The sequence below is a fragment of the Pararhizobium sp. genome (genome assembly GCF_035497515.1).
GTDB lineage: Bacteria > Pseudomonadota > Alphaproteobacteria > Rhizobiales > Rhizobiaceae > Pararhizobium.
In genome coordinates, this window is record NZ_DATJDJ010000003.1 from 1 (window position 1) to 20,933 (window position 20,933).

Genomic DNA, 20,933 nt, shown 5'->3' on the forward strand with positions numbered 1-20,933 from the left:
TCGGCAAGGTCCGCCGTCAGCTGGACGCCTTCGAACAGGTCTTCTGGTCCGGCCAGTCGCTGGAAGAGCTCTACCGGACGCTGTCCGACCGGGCGACCTCCGGCATGGGCGCGATCTTCGTGTCGGCGATGCGTGAATGGAAGAAGTCCTTCGAGCGTGGCGCCCGGTCGCCGATCGGCCTGCAGATGCGTATCGACCGCGCCATGGACGTGACACTGTCGCGTGAGGCCGAAGCGCTCGAGTCCCGGCTGGGTTCGCTGGCGACCATCGGCTCGGCTGGTCCCTTCGTCGGTCTGTTCGGCACGGTCGTCGGTATCATGACCTCGTTCCAGGCCATCGCCGGTTCGAAATCAACCAACCTCGCGGTCGTCGCGCCGGGTATCGCCGAGGCGCTTCTCGCCACCGCGATCGGCCTTCTCGCCGCTATCCCGGCGGTTATCGCCTACAACAAGTTCTCCGCCGATGCCGGCAAGCTGACCTCCCGCATGGAAGGTTTTGCCGACGAATTCTCGGCCATTCTTTCGCGCCAGATCGATGAGAAGCTGCAGCCGCGCCAGGCCGCGCAATAAGGCTGCGCGGCACCTCACGGGTTCGCAGGACAAGGGTATAGACGATGGGTATGTCAGCAGGTGGATCGAAGGCTTCCGGTGGCCGGCGTCGCGGCGGCCGTAGTGGACGCGGCGGCAAGGCCGTGATGAGCGAAATCAACGTCACGCCGTTCGTCGACGTCATGCTGGTTCTGCTGATCATCTTCATGGTCGCGGCCCCGATGATGACGGTCGGCGTTCCGATCGACCTGCCGGAAACGCAGGCCAAGGCGCTGAATTCCGAAACGCAGCCGATCACCATTTCGGTCAAGAGCGACGGCCAGGTCTTCCTGCAGGAAACCCCGATCCCGGTCGAGGAAGTCGCCGCCAAGCTCGAGGCCATCGCCACCACCGGCTACAGCGAGCGCATCTTCGTGCGCGGCGACGCGACGTCTCCCTATGGCGTGATCGCCGACGTCATGTCCCGCATCCAGGAAGCCGGCTTCAAGAATATCGGCCTCGTGACCCAGCCGAAAAAGGGCCAGTAGAGCGCGTACGATGAAGACCAGTCTCATCACATCGGCTGTTCTGCATGCGCTGGTGCTCACATGGGCGCTGGTGTCGCTCGGCAGCCCGGCGGACTTCCAGGTCGCCGATGTCGAGGCGCTGCCTGTCGATATGGTTCCGATTGAAGAATTGACGCAATTGCAGCAGGGCGACAAGGAAGCGCCCAAGGCTGAAGTTCCGTCCGTTACGCCGACCAAACGTCCCGATACCGTCGAGAATGCCGAACACGTCGGGGAGAACAATGTCGACCTGAAGTCGGCCCCGGTGCCGGATGCCAAGCCGAGCAACACTGAAGCGGCGGCAGCGCCCGAAAAGACCGAGAAGGTCGAGCCGACGCCGGATCCGGCAAAGGAAGAAACCAAGGAAGTCGTCGAGGAAAAGCCCGCGACCGAACCGGCGACCGAGGTTGCGTCGCTTCCCGAGCCGAAACAGGAAGTGAAGCCGGACCCGAAGCCGGAAGAACAGCCTGCCGAAGAAAAGCCGGCCGAAAACCCGGAAGCGGAAGCATTGCCTGACAAGGTGCCGACACCGATGGCCAAGCCGAAGGTCGAGCAGAAAGCGCAGACGGCGAAGACCCCGGACCGCAAGAACGAAGAGAACAAGAAAGAGAAGAAGAAGGCATCGTCCGCCAACGATTCCGATTTCAATGCGGACGAGATCGCGGCCCTTCTCAACAAGACCGACCCGTCCAATGGCGGCGCCAAGCGCGGCAAGACGGAAAAGGCGTTCGGCGCGTCCAAGACGACCGGTAACACGCTGTCGCAGAACGAAATGGATGCACTGCGCGGGCAGATCCAGAAGAACTGGAGCTCCTTTGCCGGCATCGAGGGTCTGGACGGCATGATCCTGACGGTGAGCTTCGAGCTCGATCCGCAGGGCAATATCGTCGGCCAACCGGAAGTCGAGACCAAGGGTGGCTCGGAAGCGGCGCGCCGGACGATGGCTGGCAGTGTGCGCCGGGCCATCCTCAAGTCGCTGCCGTTCGAAGGGCTGCCGGCTGACAAATACGATTCCTGGAGAGAGATGGTCGTCAATTTCGACCCGAGCTCCATGTCGATCCAATGACACGCAATGAATGGCTGAAAGGCTTGGATAAATGCTGAAACGCAATCTCTTCCGCTTCTTCGTCGCGCTCGCGGCGGTGGTCGCGCTGTCGACCTCGCCCGTGTTGGCGCGCGTTGAACTCAATATCAACAAGGGCAATGTCGAGCCCATGCCGATCGCCATCAGCGATTTCCTGCAGGGAGAGTTGGGGCAGAAGATCTCCGACGTCGTGGCGGCCGACCTGAAGCGCTCCGGCCTGTTCGCGCCGATCGACAAGAACGCCTTCATCGAGAAGATTTCCAACCCGGACGCCGCACCGCGCTTCGAGGACTGGAAGGTCATCAATGCGCAGGCGCTGGTCACCGGCCGCGTCACGCAGGAAGGCGATGGCCGCCTGAAGGCTGAATTTCGGCTGTGGGATACGTTTGGTGCCTCGCAGATGACAGGCCAGCAGTTCTTCACCCAGCCGGAAAACTGGCGCCGGGTCGCCCATATCATCGCCGATGCTATCTACAAGGAGATTACCGGCGAAGACGGTTATTTCGACACGCGTATCGTCTATGTCGCCGAAAGCGGCCCGAAGACGGCGCGCAAGCGGCAGCTGGCGATCATGGATCAGGATGGTTTCAACGCCCGCGCCGTCACCAATTCCAACGATATCGTGCTGACGCCGCGCTTCTCGCCGAACAAGCAGGAAATCACCTACATGTCCTTCGAGGGCAACGAGCCGCGCGTCTATCTGCTGCAACTCGAAACCGGACAGCGCGAAGTCGTCGGCAATTTTCCCGGCATGACGTTTTCGCCGCGCTTCTCGCCGGATGGCCAGCGGGTCATCATGAGCCTGCAGCAGGATGGCAATGCCAACATCTACACGATGGACCTGCGGTCGCGCACGACGACGCGCCTGACATCGACCGCCGCCATCGACACTTCGCCGTCCTATTCGCCGGACGGTAGCCAGATCGTGTTCGAAAGCGATCGCGGCGGCCGTCAGCAGCTCTATGTCATGAGTGCGGGCGGTGGTGGCCAGAACCGCATTTCCTTCGGCGACGGTTCCTATTCGACCCCGGTCTGGTCGCCGCGTGGAGACCTGATCGCCTTCACCAAGCAGTCGGGCGGCAAGTTCTCGATCGGCGTGATGAAGCCGGACGGTTCGGGCGAACGCATCCTGACCACGGGCTTCCACAATGAAGGCCCGACCTGGGCACCGAACGGCCGCGTCCTGATGTTCTTCCGCCAGAGCGCCGGCGCCGGCGGTCCGCAGCTCTATTCGATCGACATCACCGGCTATAACGAACAACTGGTCCAGACCAAGGGTTTCGCATCGGACCCGGCCTGGTCGCCGCTTCTCGAATAGCTTTGTCACAATGCGGCGGGAAATGTGGCGACGCGCCGCTTTCCTGCCGCAAAGTGCTGATTTAGCAGGCCTTAATGCGCATTTTGATGTTCTGTTAACCATAGCTGTTGAAAGTGGATTAACCGCTTCCGGTTACAGTTCGGCAACCCTGATTTTACACTTCCAAGGAGACCGGCCCATGAGCCGCATTCACGCCCAGGCCGAAGGCCGCATGCAGACCCTCGCCCGCAACCCGGTCATGGTTGCCCTGTTCATGACGCTCGCCATTGCCGGCTGCGCCAACAAGAAGAACAACCTGCCGAACGACGCCGCTGGCCTTGGCCTCAACGCCGCGACCCCGGGTTCGGCCCAGGACTTCACAGTCAATGTCGGCGACCGAATTTTCTTCGATACCGACTCCACCTCGATCCGCGCCGATGCGCAGCAGACGCTTTCCCGCCAGGCGCAGTGGCTGGCCAAGTATCCGAACTATGCGATCACGGTCGAAGGCCATGCCGACGAACGCGGCACTCGCGAATACAACCTTGCGCTCGGCGCACGCCGTGCTGCTGCGACCCGCGACTACCTCGCATCGCAAGGCATCTCGGCTTCCAAGATCAAGACGATCTCCTACGGCAAGGAAAAGCCGGTCGCCGTCTGCGACGACATTTCCTGCTGGTCGCAGAACCGCCGCGCCGTCACGGTGCTCGGTGGCGCCGGCATGTAATTGCCGGATAGTGGAAAAAGCGTCGAGAGAGGGCGGTCTTCGGGCCGCCTTTCTTTTTTGTCACACTTTAACCGAACTCCGTTGCTTTTTGGGGCTGATTGGAAAACTGTGCGGCAATCGCCCAAAACCTGATTTGCATCGGCTTTCGGCGAGAGTGGAATCTTCAAACAGGACACATGACATGAAACATTTTGTCGTGGCGGGGATGATCGGCCTCATTGCCTTCGCCGGCTTCGGGCAGGCAGCCACCGCCATGCCGCTTTCCGCACTATTCAACCGCGTCATTCACGGCGAGACCCAATCGCCCGAGAAGGCGCCGCTGCTGAAAGTCCAGTCGAACGAGATTGGACGCGTCGGGCAGCTTGAGGACCAGATTCGCCAGCTCAACGGGCGTATCGAGGAAATGAGTTTCCAGCTTCTGCAGATGCAGGAGCAGATTCGCAAGTTCCAGGAAGACAACGAATTCCGCTTTCAGGACCTGGAAGGCGGCAAGTCGGGCTCGACCAAGAAGAGCCAGGTGGAAACACCTCGGACAGACGACACGGCATCCGCGACCGCACCGGCCACGGATGACCAGGCAGCGACATCCGATCCCAACGCAGGTTTGGGATCGGATGCCACCGCCGGCGCAAACAACGGCGCGGCGCCTTCGACACTCGGCCAGATCATCTTCGACGATGCCGGCAATCCAGTCGCGGCAAACCAGGACACGTCGAGCCTCGGCGCGACGCTGCCCGGCGTCGATTCCGGTATCAACCAGACCCCCGAAACACAGCAGCAGTCGGCGGCGCTCGATAGCAATCCTGGCGATCTCTACCAGTCCGCCTACGGGCATGTGCTGACGGGCGACTACAGCACGGCCGAAAACGAATTCCGCAACTATCTCGAAGCATTCCCGAAGGGCGACAAAGCCGCGGATGCCAGCTTCTGGATGGGCGAAGCGCAATATTCCCAAGGCAAGTTCAACGATTCCGCCAAGACGTTCCTCGATGCGCATCAGGCTTACAGCAAGTCGCCAAAGGCGCCCGAAATGCTGTTGAAGCTCGGCATGTCGCTTGCCGCCCTCGACAACAAGGACACTGCCTGCGCCACGCTGCGCGAGGTCAGCAAGCGTTATCCGAAAGCCTCCACCGCCGTGAAGGCGAAGGTGACAAGCGAACAGAGCCGCCTTGCCTGCTGATCGTGCCGCGCCGCAGCCCGTTAGCGCGCAGCACCGTGTCGTCGAAACGGCAAAACAATTTCTTTCCTCTTTCAAGACGCCGGGCCTGATCCTCGTCGCCATTTCCGGCGGTAGCGATTCCAAAGGTCTGCTGCTCGCCCTGCACGCGGCGATCTCCACGGGCGGGTTTTCCGCCTTTCGCCTTGCGGCCTGCACCATCGATCACGCGCTCAGACCTGAATCCGCTGACGAGGCGCGCGCCGTCGCAGCCTTCTGCTCCGGCCTTGCAATTCCCCATGTTCCCCGTCGATGGGACGGCGAGAAGCCCGCAACAGGCATCCAGGCCGCCGCGCGTCTGGCCCGCTATGGTCTTTTGGCCGACGTGGCGCAGGAGATGGACGCGCAATGCGTCGTCACCGGCCATACGCTCGATGATCAGGCCGAAACGATCGCCATGCGCCAGAGCCGTTCAGAACCGGATGCGCCTGGACTGGCGGGCATGGCGGATGGCATGCTGGTGGATCGACGCATCTGGGTGCTGCGACCGTTTCTCGGGCTGCGTCGCGGCGAGATCCGTGATTACCTCCTCAGCCTGAACGAAAACTGGTTCGACGATCCCAGCAACAGCAACCGCAGCTTCGAGCGCGTCCGGGTCCGTCAGGACATGGGTGCGGATATCGTGCCGAGCCAGTCCTCCAGAGCCGGCACGATGCGCTACCAGTCCGGGACGCGGGTCGCGGAGCTTCTCGCCCGACATGTTCCCGGTTTCTACGGCTTGGCCGTGCGGATCGACCCGGCGTTGGTCGAAGCTATCGGTGACCCGGATGGGCGCCGTGCGATCCTGTCGATTGCAGCGGTGATTGGCGGGCGCTCGCATCCGGCCGGACGTGAGACGGCAGGGCGGGTCGCCGCCTTTCTCGCCGCCGGACAGGACGGTCGCATGACGGCCGGTCGCGTCGTTTTCAACCGCCGTCGCTCCGGCCTTTATCTCTATCGGGAGGGGAGGGGACTGCCGGTCGTGACCATGCCCGCTCCCAGCAAGGCCATCTGGGACAGCCGATTTCTGGTCTCAAATTCCAGTCCGGAACCGCTCACGGTGCGGGCCGGCGCCGATCCCGTTCTTCTCAGGACGGGACCGATTGCCGCAGGACTGCCGGACGCGATCATCAAGCGCGCGGCCGCATCTGCCCCGGACTTTCTCGGGGATGCGCCGCAGGGGGTATCGATCGAACCCGTAATCGGCCTCTACGACACCTTTTTGCCGCGTTTCGACCTGATTATGGCCGATAGCATAGCCGCGCTGTTTGGCCGTGACCGTTATGTAGCACCTCCGGTTCACGATGTTTGACGGAAAAGACAGGTTGGACTTGAGTTTGCCTTGGCAAGCCAGTTACGCAACCCTATGTTAGGCGCAAGAATGCAGCCACAAATCATTGCGGGTTGCTACAGAGGTTCCGGGGAGTTCGATGAACCCTAATTTCAGAAATTTCGCCCTTTGGGCGATCATTGCCCTGCTGTTGATCGCGCTGTTCAGCATGTTCCAGCAGCCGACGGAGCGCACCGGTTCGAAGGATATTCCCTTCTCCCAGTTCCTGAAGGATGTCGATGGCAGCCGGGTCAAGGAAGTGCTCATCACCGGCAATAAGGTGATCGGCTCCTACACCGAAAGCGGCGCGACGTTCCAGACCTATGCGCCGGCGATCGATACGGCGCTGACCGAACGCATGGAAGCCAAGAACGTCACCGTCACGGTTCGCCCCGAGACCGACGGTTCGTCCGGTTTCCTGAGCTATGTCGGTACGCTTCTTCCCATGCTGCTGATTCTCGGTGTCTGGCTGTTCTTCATGCGGCAGATGCAGGGCGGTTCGCGCGGCGCGATGGGGTTCGGCAAGTCCAAGGCAAAGCTTCTCACCGAAGCGCATGGCCGCGTCACGTTCGATGATGTCGCCGGTGTTGACGAAGCCAAGCAGGACCTGGAGGAAATCGTCGAGTTCCTGCGCGATCCCCAAAAGTTCCAGCGCCTTGGTGGTCGTATTCCGCGCGGTGTCCTGCTCGTTGGTCCTCCCGGTACCGGTAAGACACTGCTCGCACGCTCTGTCGCCGGCGAAGCCAATGTGCCGTTCTTTACGATTTCCGGCTCGGACTTCGTTGAAATGTTCGTCGGCGTTGGCGCGTCCCGTGTCCGCGACATGTTCGAGCAGGCAAAGAAAAATGCGCCCTGCATCATCTTCATCGACGAAATCGACGCGGTCGGTCGCCATCGCGGCGCTGGTCTCGGCGGCGGTAACGACGAGCGCGAACAGACGCTCAACCAGTTGCTTGTGGAAATGGATGGCTTCGAGGCCAATGAAGGCGTCATCCTGATCGCTGCGACCAACCGTCCCGACGTTCTCGACCCGGCGCTTTTGCGTCCGGGCCGCTTCGACCGCCAGGTCGTCGTGCCGAACCCGGATATCAACGGCCGCGAGCGCATCCTCAAGGTCCATATCCGCAATGTGCCGCTGGCGCCGAATGTCGACCTCAAGGTCCTGGCTCGTGGTACACCCGGTTTCTCCGGCGCCGACCTGATGAACCTTGTCAACGAAGCCGCCCTGATGGCCGCGCGCCGCAACAAGCGCGTCGTCACCATGCAGGAATTCGAGGATGCCAAGGACAAGATCATGATGGGCGCGGAACGCCGCTCTTCCGCCATGACCGAGGCCGAAAAGAAGCTGACGGCCTACCACGAAGCCGGCCATGCCATCACGGCGCTAAAGGTTCCGGTTGCCGACCCGCTGCACAAGGCGACGATCATTCCGCGCGGACGTGCGCTCGGCATGGTCATGCAGTTGCCGGAAGGTGACCGTTATTCGATGAGCTACAAGTGGATGGTGTCGCGCCTCGTCATCATGATGGGCGGCCGTGTCGCGGAAGAGATTACCTTCGGCAAGGAAAACATCACCTCCGGCGCGTCGTCCGATATCGAACAGGCGACCAAGCTGGCGCGTGCGATGGTGACGCAGTGGGGCTTCTCCGACGTGCTCGGCCATGTTGCCTATGGTGAAAACCAGCAGGAAGTGTTCCTCGGCCATTCCGTCTCGCAGTCCAAGAACGTCTCGGAATCGACGGCGCAGAAGATCGACACCGAGGTGCGCCGCCTGATCGACGAAGCCTATGTTGAAGCGACACGCATCATCACCGAGATGCACAGCGAGTTTGTCGCGATCGCCGAAGGCCTGCTTGAATACGAAACTTTGACTGGCGAAGAGATCAAGTCCCTGATCCGCGGCGAAAAGCCGGCCCGGGACCTGGGTGACGATTCGACGCCGCATCGCGGTTCGGCTGTTCCCTCGGCCGGCACCAAGAAGGACGGTTCGGTCGGCAACAAGGGCGACGAAGCCGAAGGCGGGTTCGAGCCGCAGCCGCAATAAGGCCAGCCGCCTACAGCGCCGTGCGTCATATATGACGCATTCAGGTTCGCTGTAGCGCATTATGCAGTAGGCTTGTGTGTGACAATAAACCACCATAGAACCGCCGCGCCGAGAGGTGTGGCGGTTTTTCTTTGGCATTCATAGTACAAATGCGTTTGTTGCCAGTTCCTGCTTGGTAACGTGCTGTAATGAATTCTGATGATAAAACGGGATGCTGTCGCGCCGGTTTTATGGCAAGAGAAGAACCATCGCAGTTTTCCCCGCGATCGCAGCCAGATGCAACGTATCGGCATGCGATCCGGAAATGCCGGCATTGCAGAAAGACGTTCCTGCGCAGCGCGATCGTCTTACGCCGGCACCCTTGACCAGAACTGGAGTTTTTATGAAGCGCAAATATTTCGGCACGGATGGCATCCGCGGACAGTCGAACCTCTTTCCGATGACCCCCGACCTTGCCATGCGCGTCGGCATCGCTGTCGGCACGATCTTCCGCAACGGCGCCCACCGTCATCGGGTGGTGATCGGCAAGGATACGCGCCTCTCCGGTTACATGCTTGAAAATGCCATGGTGGCCGGCTTTACCGCCGCCGGACTTGACGTCTTCCTTCTCGGCCCGATCCCTACGCCCGGCGTCGCCATGCTGACGCGCTCGCTGCGCGCAGACGTTGGCGTGATGATTTCCGCTTCGCATAACCCTTTCGAGGACAACGGCATCAAGCTGTTCGGACCTGACGGCTACAAACTGTCCGACGAGATCGAAAGCCAGATCGAGGATCTGCTCGACAAGGACATGACGGCGCAACTGGCCAAGTCCCACGAAATCGGCCGCGCCAAGCGCGTCGAGGGCGACATCTATCGCTATATCGAACATGCCAAACGCACGCTGCCGCGCGACGTCACGTTGCAGGGCCTGCGCATCGCCATCGACTGCGCCAATGGCGCGGCTTACAAGGTGGCCCCGCTGGCACTGTGGGAACTCGGCGCCGAAGTGGTGACCATCGGCAACGAGCCGAACGGCACGAACATCAATCTCGAATGCGGCTCCACGCATCCGGAGACGTTGGCACGGAAGGTCCATGAAGTGCGGGCCGATATCGGTATCGCACTCGATGGCGACGCCGACCGTGTCCTGATCGTCGACGAGAACGGCACGGTCGTCGATGGCGACCAGTTGATGGCGGTGATTGCCGACAGCTGGGCGTCGGACGGCATGCTGCGTGGCGGCGGCCTGGTTGCCACCGTCATGTCCAATCTGGGCCTTGAACGCTATCTGAAGGGCCGCGGGCTCGACCTGCATCGCACCAAGGTCGGCGACCGTTATGTCGTCGAGCAGATGCGAAAGGGCGATTTCAACGTCGGCGGTGAGCAGTCCGGCCATATCGTGCTGTCGGATTTCGGCACCACCGGCGACGGTCTTGTCGCCGCCCTGCAGATCCTCGCCTGCGTCAAGCGCCAGGGCAAGACGGTGAGCGAAGTCTGCCATCGCTTCGATCCCGTGCCCCAGGTCCTGAAGAATGTCCGGATCTCGACCGGCGCGCCGCTTGAAGATATCACCGTCCGCCAGGCCATTGCCGATGCGGAGGCTGAGCTTGCCAAGAATGGCCGACTGCTGATCCGTCCTTCCGGCACGGAGCCTTTGATCCGTGTCATGGCGGAAGGCGATGATCGTATCCAGGTCGAGCGGATCGTCGATGAACTGATCGGCGTTATCGGCGGCGTTCGCAACGTCGCCTGATCAGCAAAAAGTTTCCAGATGTTTAAAGGAAAGGTCGGGCATTGCTCGACCTTTTCATGTGTTGCTGCAGCGAAAGATCACGTTGCTTCAAATGGAAATTGAATTCTTAAGAGTTACGGTAAATTTTTGTAGTTAATCAGCCCTTAACCATTCTTGTTTACGCTCGGCTTCAACGTCAGATTTTGGTCGCCATTTGAGCGGTTGGCCAAGCAACAAGAAGTATTGGAGTGGGGCCATGAAGACTATATTGATTGGCGTTGTTGCGGCTATTCTCGGCAGCACCGCGACTTTCGCAGCGGATCTCTACGAGCCGCCGATCGAGCAGCCGATCGCCGAGCCGATGATTGCCGAAGCCAGCGGCTGGTACCTGCGCGGTGACGTCGGTTATGCATTTACCAATCTGCGCGGTGCGCATTTCTACCAGGGTCCGGGCCGCTACGTCCGGGACTTCGATGACGTCGATCTCGACGATACCTACTCGATCGGTGTTGGTGTCGGTTACCAGATCAACAATTATCTGCGTACCGACGTGACGCTCGATTATCTCGGCAAGGCCGATTTCGAAGGTTCGACTTCGGGCGCCTGCGGCGTCGCTGTCGCGTGTACCTCGCGCGATGTGTCCGCAATGGCAGCATGGAGCCTGATGGCCAACGCCTATGTCGACATCGGCACCTACGGCTCCTTCACGCCCTACGTCGGCGCAGGCATCGGCGGCACGCAGGTTCGCTGGGACAATCTGAAGAACACGAGCTGCGAAACCGGCGATTCTTCAAATTGCGACCCGTCCTTCGATCATGATGGCCGCAGCAAGTGGCGCTTCACGTACGGCCTGATGGCCGGTACGGCGATCGATCTGACCTGCAACCTGAAGGCCGACGTCGGTTATCGCTTCCGCCATGTTCTCGGCGGCGACATGTTCGGCTACCGTGCCAACAGCGGCCCGGGTTCGGACGAAGGCATTTACGTCCACGAAGCCCGCGCCGGCCTGCGTTATTCCTTCGGCGGCTGCCAGGAAGCCTATATTCCGCCGGTCGAGCCTGCGGTCTACAAGTAACCGTCAGACAGCATCCTCTTCAAAGGCCGTCCGGTTTCCGGGCGGCTTTTTTGCGTTCTCTGTATCCCATTTGATTAAGAAGCATGGTTAACCGCCGGTTAACCAGTCCCTGCAATAGTTAACGCGAGTAAACACGGGCGATGCGGGGTGATTCCCTTCGCTTTGGTTGATTTTCCAAGGGTGACGGGATGAACTGGCGGCATATCTTCCTCAACGCAACAGCGTTCGCGCTGCTGCTTGCCGGCGGCCAAGCGAGGGCTGCCGATGACGAATTGCTCGATGCGCCGGAAGTCACCATTTCCGCCGCCAAATCCGGCAATGCGGGTTTCTACATCCGTGGCGACCTGGGCTATTCCGGCTGGGCAGGCGAGGGCGATCCGTCGCTGCAGGCCTTCGATCCGGTTGCTGGAACATCCGACACGGCGACCTTCGACGATGTACGCTTCGGCAGGCCGTTTTCCGGCTCGCTGGGCGTTGGCTACCAGTTCAACGACATGGTTCGCGCCGATCTGACCGGCGATTATTTCAGCGGCCGGTTCGATGCTTCCGGCGAGGCGGACTTTGCCTGCGCCGGTGAAGCGATCGGCACCTCCTGCGCCGGTGACGCGCGTGCCGACTACAGGGCGATCGGCATCATGGCGAACGGTTATGTCGACCTGGCCACGCTTGCCGGCTTCACGCCCTATCTCGGCGCCGGTCTTGGCGTCACGCGTCTGGATTGGAGCGATGTGTCGCTGACGACCGAATGCGTGCCGGGTGCCATCGCCTGCTCCGGGGCTGCGGCCGCGACGCAATCGCTGAATGGTGACAGCAGTTGGCGGTTCACCTACGCGCTGATGGCGGGCGTTTCCTACGATATCACCGAACGTCTGAAATTCGACGTCAACTATCGTTATTCGCAGATCGACGATGGCGGTATGTTCGGCGGCACCGATATCAAGGGTTTCGACGATGGCCTGTCGCGTCATGAAATCCGCGCCGGCCTGCGATTGTCGCTCTGGTAGGTGCGCGCCATCCGATGAGACGGTCATCATCGGGCATGTTTTTTGATTTCGTTTAGAAGTTGCATTTTTTCAGCGATCCAAGCGGAGCCCTTGATCGAGAAATGCCCGGCGTCACGATATATGGCCGTGTCTTTGGCGACGGTATCGCAGCCGCCCGAATGGCAGAGAACCGGATCGAACCGGATGATGTCGACAGTACCGCGGGCGCTTATGCTGTCGAGAAGATCCAGTACGGGCTTTCGTGCCTGCTTATAAGCCATCTGGTCGATTCGACACTCTTCGGTGGGCCCTATCATGGGCAAGCGGCGATGAAGCCTTTCGACACAACGTCCTATATCCAGCCCACTTTGAGGTGGCGGAGCGATCATGACAACTTTCTTGCCCGCTGCTCGCAAGGTTTTGATAGTGGCTTCAATTTTACCTGCAACCAACTGCTCCTGCGGTGCGGTCAAAACATAGGCGTCGCTATCGATTCTGCGTTCAAGCAATTGATATCGTACCGCGTCCAGATATTGAGAAAGCAGACTCGACAGCACGATAGTCTTGACCGAACTGTCTTTCAGGTAGGTCATCACCGAGTCGTTGAATGCGATGCAGTCGCGCCCCCAACTGACGTCGTATCCGCTGTCCGCATCTCGCCGGACAGGCGCTATGCCGAGCAAAGGCCCGCACGCGCTGCGGGTCGCCTGAACGATGCCGACCGCCTGATCTTGACTGGCGATGCCTGCCACCAGATGCATTGCATAGGAGTCGCCCCAGATTATTATGTCCGGTGTTTCGGAGGTTCGGCACTCCGCAATCGGCCTGAATTCAGTCGTGAATTCGCATTTTTCGCTCAGTCCCTGGTTGGAACGCCGCATCGCGGCATAATCCGCCGTTGGCGCTGTCGCACGCGAAATACCTGTCGATACCGCCAGAACAGCAAGGGACGCGGCAATGCTTCCAGCAAAAACCTTGATAGGCTTTGATGCTGCGGTGAAACGCAGCGGTTTCTCGATCGTCCGGTTCAGAAGCACTGCGAGAAGGAACGACAGCAGCAAAAGTGAGGCACGCCATTCCAGGGGTGGGCGCTCGCTACCGGCCTGTCCGAGCCATGAATTGTTCAGGAATGCGAAAAGCGGCCAATGAACGAGATAGAGGGAATAGGAAATGTCTCCGATTTTTCCCATCGCGGTGACCATCCCGGATGCGTTGAAAATCGGATGTTTCCTGAGGATGATCACGATGGTCGCAACGCAGATTGCGAGTGCGTTCAATCCTGGATGATGACCGAACTGCGGCGTAAACGGCAGGACGATGAGGCTTACGACGGCTGGCCAGAAGGAAAATTGCAGCCATCTCTGCGATGAGCTGTTTGTTGTGATGAGCAAGGCACCAAGCGAACCGATGCCGAGTTCCCAGGCGCGCGTGGGAAGCAAATAAAAGGCTTCGGCAGGGTTCACCCGTACGAGCCACCAGCAGAGCCCCAAGCTGGCTAAAATGACGCCAAAGGTGGTAACGGCCCAGAGCCGCCGCGGCAGGCACCACAATGTTATGGGAAGGAGGAAATAATACTGTTCCTCAATGGCCAGCGACCAGATATGCAGCAGCGGTTTGAGTTCCGCCGCGCCTTCGAAATAACCGGATTGTCGCAGTAGGCTGAAATTTGCAGTGAAAGTCAGAGCGCCGACCAGTTGACGCTGGAAATCGCGCATTTCGTTTGACGCAAGGAACAGCGGAGCAAGCAGGGCCGCTCCGAGAAATGTCGCGAAGGCGGCCGGCAGCAACCGCTTGGCACGTCGGACATAGAACGCCCATAAATTGAAGGTGCCGTTTTGAATTCCGTTCCGGATCAACCCGGTGATGAGAAATCCGGAAATGACGAAAAATACGTCGACGCCGAGGAACCCGCTGCGGATGAAGCCGATATCGCCGTGATAAAACAGCACGACGAGGACCGCAAAGCCACGCAGGGCCTGGATATCTGCGCGAATCCTGTGATCGGGATTGGGGGCGTTGGAATGCACGGTAGCGTTTTCTCTGAAAAGACAAGGTCTTTCTACTTGACCGCCCCCCCTTGCTGTCAATTGCGATTGTCAGGAGCGCATACGGCACAGGTCGACAATACTCTCAGCGCCAAAAATCTTGTCAGCAGCGACATAAGTTTCTTGACTTCCTTCCGGTCCCGCCATATTCACGGCGGCAGGCCACCTCTCCCTAACGAGAGGCTTTCTATCTGGAAGGATAGCTCAGATGACGACCCCTGCGACACCGGACCTGCGTCCGAAAAACACCCATTTTTCTTCTGGTCCTTGCTCGAAGCGTCCCGGTTGGTCGCTCGAAGTGCTCTCCGATGCAGCCCTCGGTCGCTCGCATCGCGCCAAGGTTGGCAAGAGCAAGCTCAAGCAAGCCATCGATCTCACCCGTGAAGTTCTGAACGTGCCGGCGGATTACCGCATCGGCATCGTGCCCGCGTCCGATACCGGCGCCGTCGAAATGGCGCTCTGGTCGCTGCTCGGCCCGCGCGGCGTCGACATGGTGGCCTGGGAAAGCTTCGGTTCCGGCTGGGTTTCCGATGTCGTTAAGGAGTTGAAACTCCCCGACACCCGCAAGTTCGTTGCCGATTACGGCAAGATCGTCGATTTCACAAAGGTCGATTTCGACCGTGACGTCGTCTTCACCTGGAATGGCACGACCTCTGGCGTCCGTGTTCCCAATGCCGATTTCATCCCGGCCGACCGCAAGGGCCTGACCATCTGCGATGCGACATCCGCCGCCTTTGCGCAGGATCTCGATTTCGCCAAGCTCGATGTCGTCACCTTCTCCTGGCAGAAGGTTCTGGGCGGCGAGGGCGCGCATGGCATCCTCATCCTGTCGCCCCGCGCCGTCGAGCGCCTGGAAAGCTACGAGCCAGCCTGGCCGCTGCCGAAGATTTTCCGCATGACCAAGGGCGGCAAGATCATCGAAGGCATCTTCCAGGGCGAGACGATCAACACGCCGTCGATGCTCTGCGTCGAGGATTATATCGATGCGCTCACCTGGGCAAAGTCGCTCGGCGGCCTGAAGGCCCTGATCGCCCGTGCCGATGCCAATGCGCAGGCCATCCATGATTTCGTTGCAAAGACCGATTGGATCGCCAATCTCGCCGTCGATCAGGCAACGCAGTCGAACACCTCGGTCTGCCTGAAGATCGTCGACAAGGACATCGCCGCACTCGACGCCGCAGGGCAGGACGCCTTCGCCAAGGGCATGGTCGCGCTGCTGGAAAAACAGGGCGTTGCCCATGATATCGGCGCCTATCGCGATGCCCCGTCCGGTTTCCGCATCTGGGCCGGTGCGACGATCGAAACGTCCGATATCAAGGCCCTGATGCCTTGGTTCGACTGGGCGTTTTCGACACAAAAGGCAACGCTTTCGCAGGCGGCGGCCTGATCGGCTTATGACCGCGCCGGCAGGGCGCGGTTTACCCACCCTTTCCATTTTTGACGAAACTCATGGAGGCCTCTCATGGCACCTCGCGTACTCGTATCCGATGAACTCTCCGAAACCGCTGTCCAGATCTTTCGCGATCGCGGCGTCGAGGTCGATTTCCAGCCGAAACTCGGCAAGGACAAGGACAAGCTTGCCGAAATCATCGGCAATTATGATGGCCTGGCCATTCGCTCCGCCACCAAGGCGACGGAAAAGCTGATCGCGGCCGCGACCAATCTCAAGGTCATCGGCCGCGCCGGCATCGGCGTCGATAATGTCGATATCCCGGCCGCTTCGCGCCGCGGTATCATCGTCATGAACACGCCGTTCGGCAACTCGATCACCACCGCCGAACATGCCATTGCGCTGATCTTCGCCGTCGCCCGCCAGTTGCCGCAGGCCGATGCCTCGACGCAGGCCGGCAAGTGGGAGAAGTCCAAGTTCATGGGTGTCGAGATCACCGGCAAGACGCTTGGCGTCATTGGCGCCGGCAATATCGGCGGCATCGTCTGCGCCCGCGCCATTGGCCTCAAGATGCATGTCGTCGCCTATGACCCCTTCCTGTCGAAGGAGCGTGCCGAGGAGATGGGTGTCGTCAAGGTCGAGCTCGACGAACTGCTGGCCCAGGCCGATTTCATCACGCTTCACGTGCCGATGACCGACAAGACGCGCGGCATCCTGAGCCGCGAAGCGCTCGCCAAGACCAAGCCCGGCGTGCGCATCATCAACTGCGCCCGTGGTGGCCTGGTCGATGAGCAGGCGCTGGCCGATGCCATCAAGTCCGGCCATGTCGCCGGCGCCGGTTTCGACGTGTTCGAGGTCGAGCCTGCGACGGAAAGCCCGCTGTTCGGCCTGCCGAACGTCGTCTGCACGCCACATCTCGGCGCCTCGACCACGGAAGCGCAGGAGAACGTCGCTCTCCAGGTCGCCGAGCAGATGTCGGATTATCTCATCAAGGGCGCGGTATCCAACGCCATCAACATGCCCTCGATCACCGCCGAGGAAGCACCTCTCCTGAAGCCCTTCATCAAGCTTGCGGACGTTCTCGGCGCCTTCGTCGGTCAGGTCACAGAAAGCGCGATCAAGGAGATCGAAATCCTTTATGACGGCGCGACCGCCGGCATGAACACGCGGGCCTTGACCAGTGCGGCACTCGCCGGCCTGATCCGCGCACAGGTGGCCGACGTCAACATGGTTTCGGCACCGGTGATGATCAAGGAAAAGGGCATCATCCTGTCCGAGGTCAAGCGCGACAAGTCCGGCGTCTTCGACGGCTACATCAAGCTGACGGTGACGACTGAAAACCAGACGCGTTCGGTCGCCGGAACGGTGTTCTCGGACGGCAAGCCGCGCTTCATCCAGATCAAGGACATCAACCTCGATGCCGATGTGGGCAACCATATGGTCTATATCACCAACACCGACGTTCCCGGCATGATCGGCTTTATCGGCATGACCCTTGGCGAGGCCGGCGTCAACATTGCCAACTTCCAGCTCGGCCGCCACAATGCCGGTGCGGATGCCATTGCGCTTCTCTACGTCGATGGCGCGGTGTCGGAAACGGTGCTCGACAAGCTGCGTGCCAACCCGGCCATCCGCGCCGCCAAGCCGCTGGTGTTCAACGTCGACTGACGCCCGAAGCAAACCGCAATTCAAAGGCTATGCCGTGTTTTCGCAGGGCATAGCCTTTGCTCGTTTTCGCTGTGAGCGATCCAGCCAGCAGGTTTCGGTTCATTTTCATGACCAGTTTCACATTCCGAAATGCCCAGCCGGAAGACCTTGATGGCGTCTTGTCCGTACAAGCGGTGGTTTTTCCCGCGTTTCAGGAAAGTAGGGCGACGTTCTCGGAGCGGCTACGGCTTTGTCCGGATGGTTTTTTCGTCGTCGAGGAAGACGGCGTTATCAAGGGATATCTGGTCTCCTATCCGTTTCAGCGCCTGAACCCACCGCCGCTCGACACGCTGATCGGGTCGGTTTCCCCGGATAGCGACGCCTATTACGTTCACGACCTGTCGCTTCTGCCGGAAATGCGCGGGCGAGGGGCTGCGGTCGCGATGGTCGAGGCCATGACATCCGTGGCCCGAAAGGCGAATTTCGCGACGATGGGGCTGATCGCCGTGGGTGGCGCCGACATTTTCTGGCGCCGCTTCGGTTTTGCACCGGTGTTCGTCGAGGCGCTGGAACCGCGGCTTCGCGCCTATGGTGCCGAGGCAGCCTACATGGAGCGGTCTCTCTGACCGCACACGCGTTCAGCTTTTCGGCCGCCCCTGTTCGGCAACGGCAATGCCGCCGAGTACCAGCGCCATGGCGATGATGTGGAATGTCTGCAGCGTCTCGCCGATGAGGAAGATCGACAGCAGCGTTCCAAATATCGGAATGGTGTTGATGAAAAGCCCGGCCCGGTTGGGCCCGATCAGCTCGACGCCGCGCACGTAAAGAATCTGCGACACCAGCGATGGCAAGAGGCCGGCATAGGCGACGATCACCCAGCCTTCCGCATCCGGCCAGATGACCCGGTCCGTTGCCATCTCCCAGCCGACCAGCGGCAGGCTGCTGACCAGCGCGCCGAAGGCGGAAATGGCGATCAGGCTTTTCCAGTGGATGTTGGGCTTGAAGCGCAACGCCACGGTGTAGCCGGCATAGACCAGCACCGCGAATATCATCAGCACATCGCCCTGGTTGAGCTGCAGCGACAGCAGCGTCGTGAGATCGCCATGCGAGGCAGTCAGCGCCACACCGAACAGCGTCAGCGTGAAACCGGCGATCTGCGCCATTGAAAACGCCGTACGGAACAGCACATAATTCATGACGAAGATCACCATCGGGATACCGGCCTGTTCGATGACGGCATTGATGGCGCTGGTATATTGCAGGGCCGAATAGAGAAAGGCGTTGAAGGCCGTGAAGCCGACGATGCCATAGCCGAACAGCAGCAGCCAGTTCTTGCGGATGCCCGGCCAGTCGCGGCGCACCTGGGGTGCGGCGAAGATCAACAGCACGACGCAGGCGACGACCCAGCGCAGGCTGGTCAGCATCATCGGGCTGACATGGCCGACGGCCATCTTGCCGGCGACCGAGTTGCCGCCCCAGATCAGTGTGGTGATGCAGAGAATGACGTAGGCTTGTAAGTTCACGGGGATTGCATTCCTGGGCGAGGCACTTGAGCCGATGATGAAGATGGTTTCTTGCGGTCCCATCAATTCGTCGTGGCATCGCATCGTGAACCGCATTGAATCAATCTGAAGCGCAGATGGCAATGGATATTATATCGGACTACCGGGAACATGGTCCAGCGGACACCCCATGAGACTTTCGGCTATTCCCGAATGCCCTCAGGCTTGCGCCATCAGGCACCTGCGTCCCGAATAGTCCGTGCCCCAGACCCGTTCAAGGGAGGGAGACTCTTCAACGCTTGTCTTGTTTAATCACCGATCCACCTCATTGTTGCCGCTTAAACGCGGCATTTCCCATGCAAAAACCCGGAAACCCGGTCTAAACAGGGTCGCTTTCCAAAAAACAAAACAGTATAGATGCGCGGGTTTGAAGACAGCGCATGACTGGCGCCAAGGAAACAGGAAATCTGAAATGACGAATGTCGTGGTGGTCGGATCGCAATGGGGTGATGAAGGCAAGGGCAAGATTGTCGACTGGCTCTCCGAGCGTGCCGATATCGTCGTGCGCTTCCAGGGCGGCCACAATGCCGGCCACACCCTCGTGATCGACGGCACCAGCTACAAGCTCTCTCTCCTGCCGTCGGGCGTCGTGCGTCCGGGCAAGCTGGCCGTGATCGGCAATGGCGTGGTCATCGATCCGCATGCACTGATCGCCGAGATCGAGAAGCTCGACAAGCAGGGCGTCACTATTACTCCGGAAAACCTGCGTATCGCCGATAATGCCACGCTGATCCTGTCGCTGCATCGCGAGCTTGACGGTATTCGCGAGGACGCGGCCTCCAACAGCGGCACCAAGATCGGTACGACCCGCCGCGGCATCGGTCCGGCCTATGAAGACAAGGTCGGCCGCCGCGCCATCCGCGTCATGGACCTGGCAGACCTCGATACGCTGCCGGCCAAGGTCGATCGATTGCTCACGCATCACAACGCGCTGCGACGTGGCCTGGGCGAAGCCGAAGTCAGCCACGAGGCGATCATGGAGGAACTGTCCTCGGTCGCCGCCCGTGTGCTGCCGTTCATGGAGACGATCTGGCTTCTGCTCGACCGCCAGCGCCGCAAGGGCGCGCGCATCCTGTTCGAAGGCGCGCAGGGCACGTTGCTGGACATCGATCACGGCACCTATCCTTTCGTTACATCGTCCAACACGGTGGCCGGCCAGGCTGCGGCCGGTTCCGGCATGGGTCCGGGTGCGCTCGGCTATATTCTCGGCATCACCAAGGCCTACACGACCCGCGTCGGCGAAGGTCCGTTCCCGACCGAACTGTTTGACGAAATCGGCCAGTTCCTCGGCGAAAAAGGCCATGAATTCGGCACCGTCACGGGCCGCAAGCGCCGTTGCGGCTGGTTCGACGCGGCGCTGGTGCGCCAGTCGGTTGCGACCAACGGCATTACCGGCATCGCGCTCACCAAGCTCGACGTACTCGATGGCCTCGACGAACTGAAGATCTGCGTCGGCTATACGCTCGACGGTGTCGAGATCGATCACCTGCCGGCGAGCCAGGCCCAGCAGGCCCAGGCGAAGCCGGTCTACATCACGCTCGAGGGCTGGAAAGAGTCGACCGTCGGTGCCCGCAGTTGGGCCGATCTGCCGGCGCAGGCGATCAAATATGTCCGCCAGGTCGAAGAACTGATCGGTGCGCCGGTGGCCCTGCTTTCGACCAGCCCGGAGCGTGATGACACGATACTTGTGACGGACCCGTTTGAGGACTAGTCTTCTACCTTGAGACTAGGCAGTTTGGCGTGCGCG

17 protein-coding genes are annotated in these 20,933 nt (G+C 60.4%); 15 read left to right on the forward strand and 2 right to left on the reverse strand.

The genetic code is table 11. The features are described from left to right. From tolQ to VL202_RS00170, 11 genes are all read left to right on the forward strand, one after another. Positions 1-569, forward strand: a 569-nt coding sequence (tolQ, locus tag VL202_RS00120; RefSeq protein WP_325462177.1) for a protein TolQ, incomplete at its 5' end; no start/stop codon positions are given. A gap of 44 nt (positions 570-613) precedes the next feature. After that, entirely contained in the window at positions 614-1,075 is a 462-nt protein-coding gene (gene tolR / locus VL202_RS00125) for a protein TolR (protein ID WP_325462178.1), read from the forward strand. Between the two features lie 10 nt (positions 1,076-1,085). Continuing rightward, positions 1,086-2,159, forward strand: coding sequence for a cell envelope integrity protein TolA (tolA, locus tag VL202_RS00130; protein ID WP_325462179.1), 1,074 nt, complete (start codon positions 1,086-1,088; stop codon positions 2,157-2,159). A 31-nt stretch (positions 2,160-2,190) separates the two neighbouring features. Then, positions 2,191-3,495, forward strand: a complete 1,305-nt coding sequence (tolB, locus tag VL202_RS00135; RefSeq protein ID WP_325462180.1) for a Tol-Pal system beta propeller repeat protein TolB — start codon at positions 2,191-2,193, stop codon at positions 3,493-3,495. Between the two features lie 178 nt (positions 3,496-3,673). Continuing rightward, complete coding sequence (gene pal, locus VL202_RS00140) at positions 3,674-4,201, forward strand: peptidoglycan-associated lipoprotein Pal (RefSeq protein WP_325462181.1); 528 nt, start codon at positions 3,674-3,676, stop codon at positions 4,199-4,201. 181 nt (positions 4,202-4,382) lie between these two features. Continuing rightward, on the forward strand, positions 4,383-5,381 hold the full coding sequence (gene ybgF / locus VL202_RS00145) for a tol-pal system protein YbgF (protein ID WP_325462182.1): 999 nt from the start codon (positions 4,383-4,385) through the stop codon (positions 5,379-5,381). After that, complete coding sequence (gene tilS / locus VL202_RS00150) at positions 5,371-6,708, forward strand: tRNA lysidine(34) synthetase TilS (protein ID WP_325462183.1); 1,338 nt, start codon at positions 5,371-5,373, stop codon at positions 6,706-6,708. Before ybgF ends, tilS begins: the two co-directional genes overlap by 11 nt. A 118-nt stretch (positions 6,709-6,826) precedes the next feature. Next, complete coding sequence (gene ftsH, locus VL202_RS00155) at positions 6,827-8,770, forward strand: ATP-dependent zinc metalloprotease FtsH (protein ID WP_325462184.1); 1,944 nt, start codon at positions 6,827-6,829, stop codon at positions 8,768-8,770. A gap of 382 nt (positions 8,771-9,152) precedes the next feature. After that, positions 9,153-10,505: a phosphoglucosamine mutase gene (gene glmM / locus VL202_RS00160; RefSeq protein ID WP_325462185.1), complete on the forward strand. Its 1,353-nt coding sequence runs from the start codon at positions 9,153-9,155 to the stop codon at positions 10,503-10,505. 235 nt (positions 10,506-10,740) lie between these two features. Further along, complete coding sequence (locus tag VL202_RS00165) at positions 10,741-11,559, forward strand: outer membrane protein (protein ID WP_325462186.1); 819 nt, start codon at positions 10,741-10,743, stop codon at positions 11,557-11,559. A 188-nt stretch (positions 11,560-11,747) separates the two neighbouring features. Next, a complete protein-coding gene (locus tag VL202_RS00170) occupies positions 11,748-12,563 on the forward strand; it encodes an outer membrane protein (protein ID WP_325462187.1) in 816 nt (271 codons plus the stop codon). A gap of 26 nt (positions 12,564-12,589) precedes the next feature. Here VL202_RS00170 and VL202_RS00175 read toward each other — a convergent pair whose 3' ends face one another. Then, positions 12,590-14,569 carry an acyltransferase family protein gene (locus VL202_RS00175; RefSeq protein ID WP_325462188.1) on the reverse strand — a complete coding sequence of 660 codons (1,980 nt, stop codon included), beginning with the start codon at positions 14,567-14,569 and terminating at the stop codon, positions 12,590-12,592. Between the two features lie 226 nt (positions 14,570-14,795). Between VL202_RS00175 and VL202_RS00180 the strand changes: the two genes are divergently transcribed. From VL202_RS00180 to VL202_RS00190, 3 genes are all read left to right on the forward strand, one after another. Beyond that, positions 14,796-15,974 (forward strand): phosphoserine transaminase, encoded by a 1,179-nt coding sequence (locus tag VL202_RS00180; RefSeq protein WP_325462189.1) that lies wholly within the window; start codon positions 14,796-14,798, stop codon positions 15,972-15,974. 75 nt (positions 15,975-16,049) lie between these two features. Beyond that, positions 16,050-17,645 carry a phosphoglycerate dehydrogenase gene (serA, locus tag VL202_RS00185; RefSeq protein ID WP_325462190.1) on the forward strand — a complete coding sequence of 532 codons (1,596 nt, stop codon included), beginning with the start codon at positions 16,050-16,052 and terminating at the stop codon, positions 17,643-17,645. A 107-nt stretch (positions 17,646-17,752) separates the two neighbouring features. Then, positions 17,753-18,250: a GNAT family N-acetyltransferase gene (locus VL202_RS00190; RefSeq protein WP_325462191.1), complete on the forward strand. Its 498-nt coding sequence runs from the start codon at positions 17,753-17,755 to the stop codon at positions 18,248-18,250. Positions 18,251-18,262: 12 nt separating this feature from the next. On the opposite strand, the gene VL202_RS00195 is transcribed toward VL202_RS00190, so the two are convergent. Beyond that, on the reverse strand, positions 18,263-19,147 hold the full coding sequence (locus VL202_RS00195) for a DMT family transporter (RefSeq protein ID WP_325462192.1): 885 nt from the start codon (positions 19,145-19,147) through the stop codon (positions 18,263-18,265). Between the two features lie 451 nt (positions 19,148-19,598). Between VL202_RS00195 and VL202_RS00200 the strand changes: the two genes are divergently transcribed. Beyond that, a complete protein-coding gene (locus VL202_RS00200) occupies positions 19,599-20,897 on the forward strand; it encodes an adenylosuccinate synthase (protein ID WP_325462193.1) in 1,299 nt (432 codons plus the stop codon). Positions 20,898-20,933 lie beyond the last annotated feature (36 nt).

Bases quoted from the DNA above. Each gene is read 5' to 3' on its own strand.
- VL202_RS00190 (WP_325462191.1), top strand. From the start codon at position 17,753: ATGACCAGTTTCACATTCCGAAATGCCCAGCCGGAAGACCTTGATGGC.
- VL202_RS00170 (WP_325462187.1), top strand. From the start codon at position 11,748: ATGAACTGGCGGCATATCTTCCTCAACGCAACAGCGTTCGCGCTGCTG.
- VL202_RS00180 (WP_325462189.1), top strand. From the start codon at position 14,796: ATGACGACCCCTGCGACACCGGACCTGCGTCCGAAAAACACCCATTTT.
- pal (WP_325462181.1), top strand. From the start codon at position 3,674: ATGAGCCGCATTCACGCCCAGGCCGAAGGCCGCATGCAGACCCTCGCC.
- tolA (WP_325462179.1), top strand. From the start codon at position 1,086: ATGAAGACCAGTCTCATCACATCGGCTGTTCTGCATGCGCTGGTGCTC.
- ftsH (WP_325462184.1), top strand. From the start codon at position 6,827: ATGAACCCTAATTTCAGAAATTTCGCCCTTTGGGCGATCATTGCCCTG.
- ybgF (WP_325462182.1), top strand. From the start codon at position 4,383: ATGAAACATTTTGTCGTGGCGGGGATGATCGGCCTCATTGCCTTCGCC.
- glmM (WP_325462185.1), top strand. From the start codon at position 9,153: ATGAAGCGCAAATATTTCGGCACGGATGGCATCCGCGGACAGTCGAAC.
- VL202_RS00200 (WP_325462193.1), top strand. From the start codon at position 19,599: ATGACGAATGTCGTGGTGGTCGGATCGCAATGGGGTGATGAAGGCAAG.
- tolR (WP_325462178.1), top strand. From the start codon at position 614: ATGGGTATGTCAGCAGGTGGATCGAAGGCTTCCGGTGGCCGGCGTCGC.
- tolB (WP_325462180.1), top strand. From the start codon at position 2,191: ATGCTGAAACGCAATCTCTTCCGCTTCTTCGTCGCGCTCGCGGCGGTG.
- serA (WP_325462190.1), top strand. From the start codon at position 16,050: ATGGCACCTCGCGTACTCGTATCCGATGAACTCTCCGAAACCGCTGTC.
- VL202_RS00165 (WP_325462186.1), top strand. From the start codon at position 10,741: ATGAAGACTATATTGATTGGCGTTGTTGCGGCTATTCTCGGCAGCACC.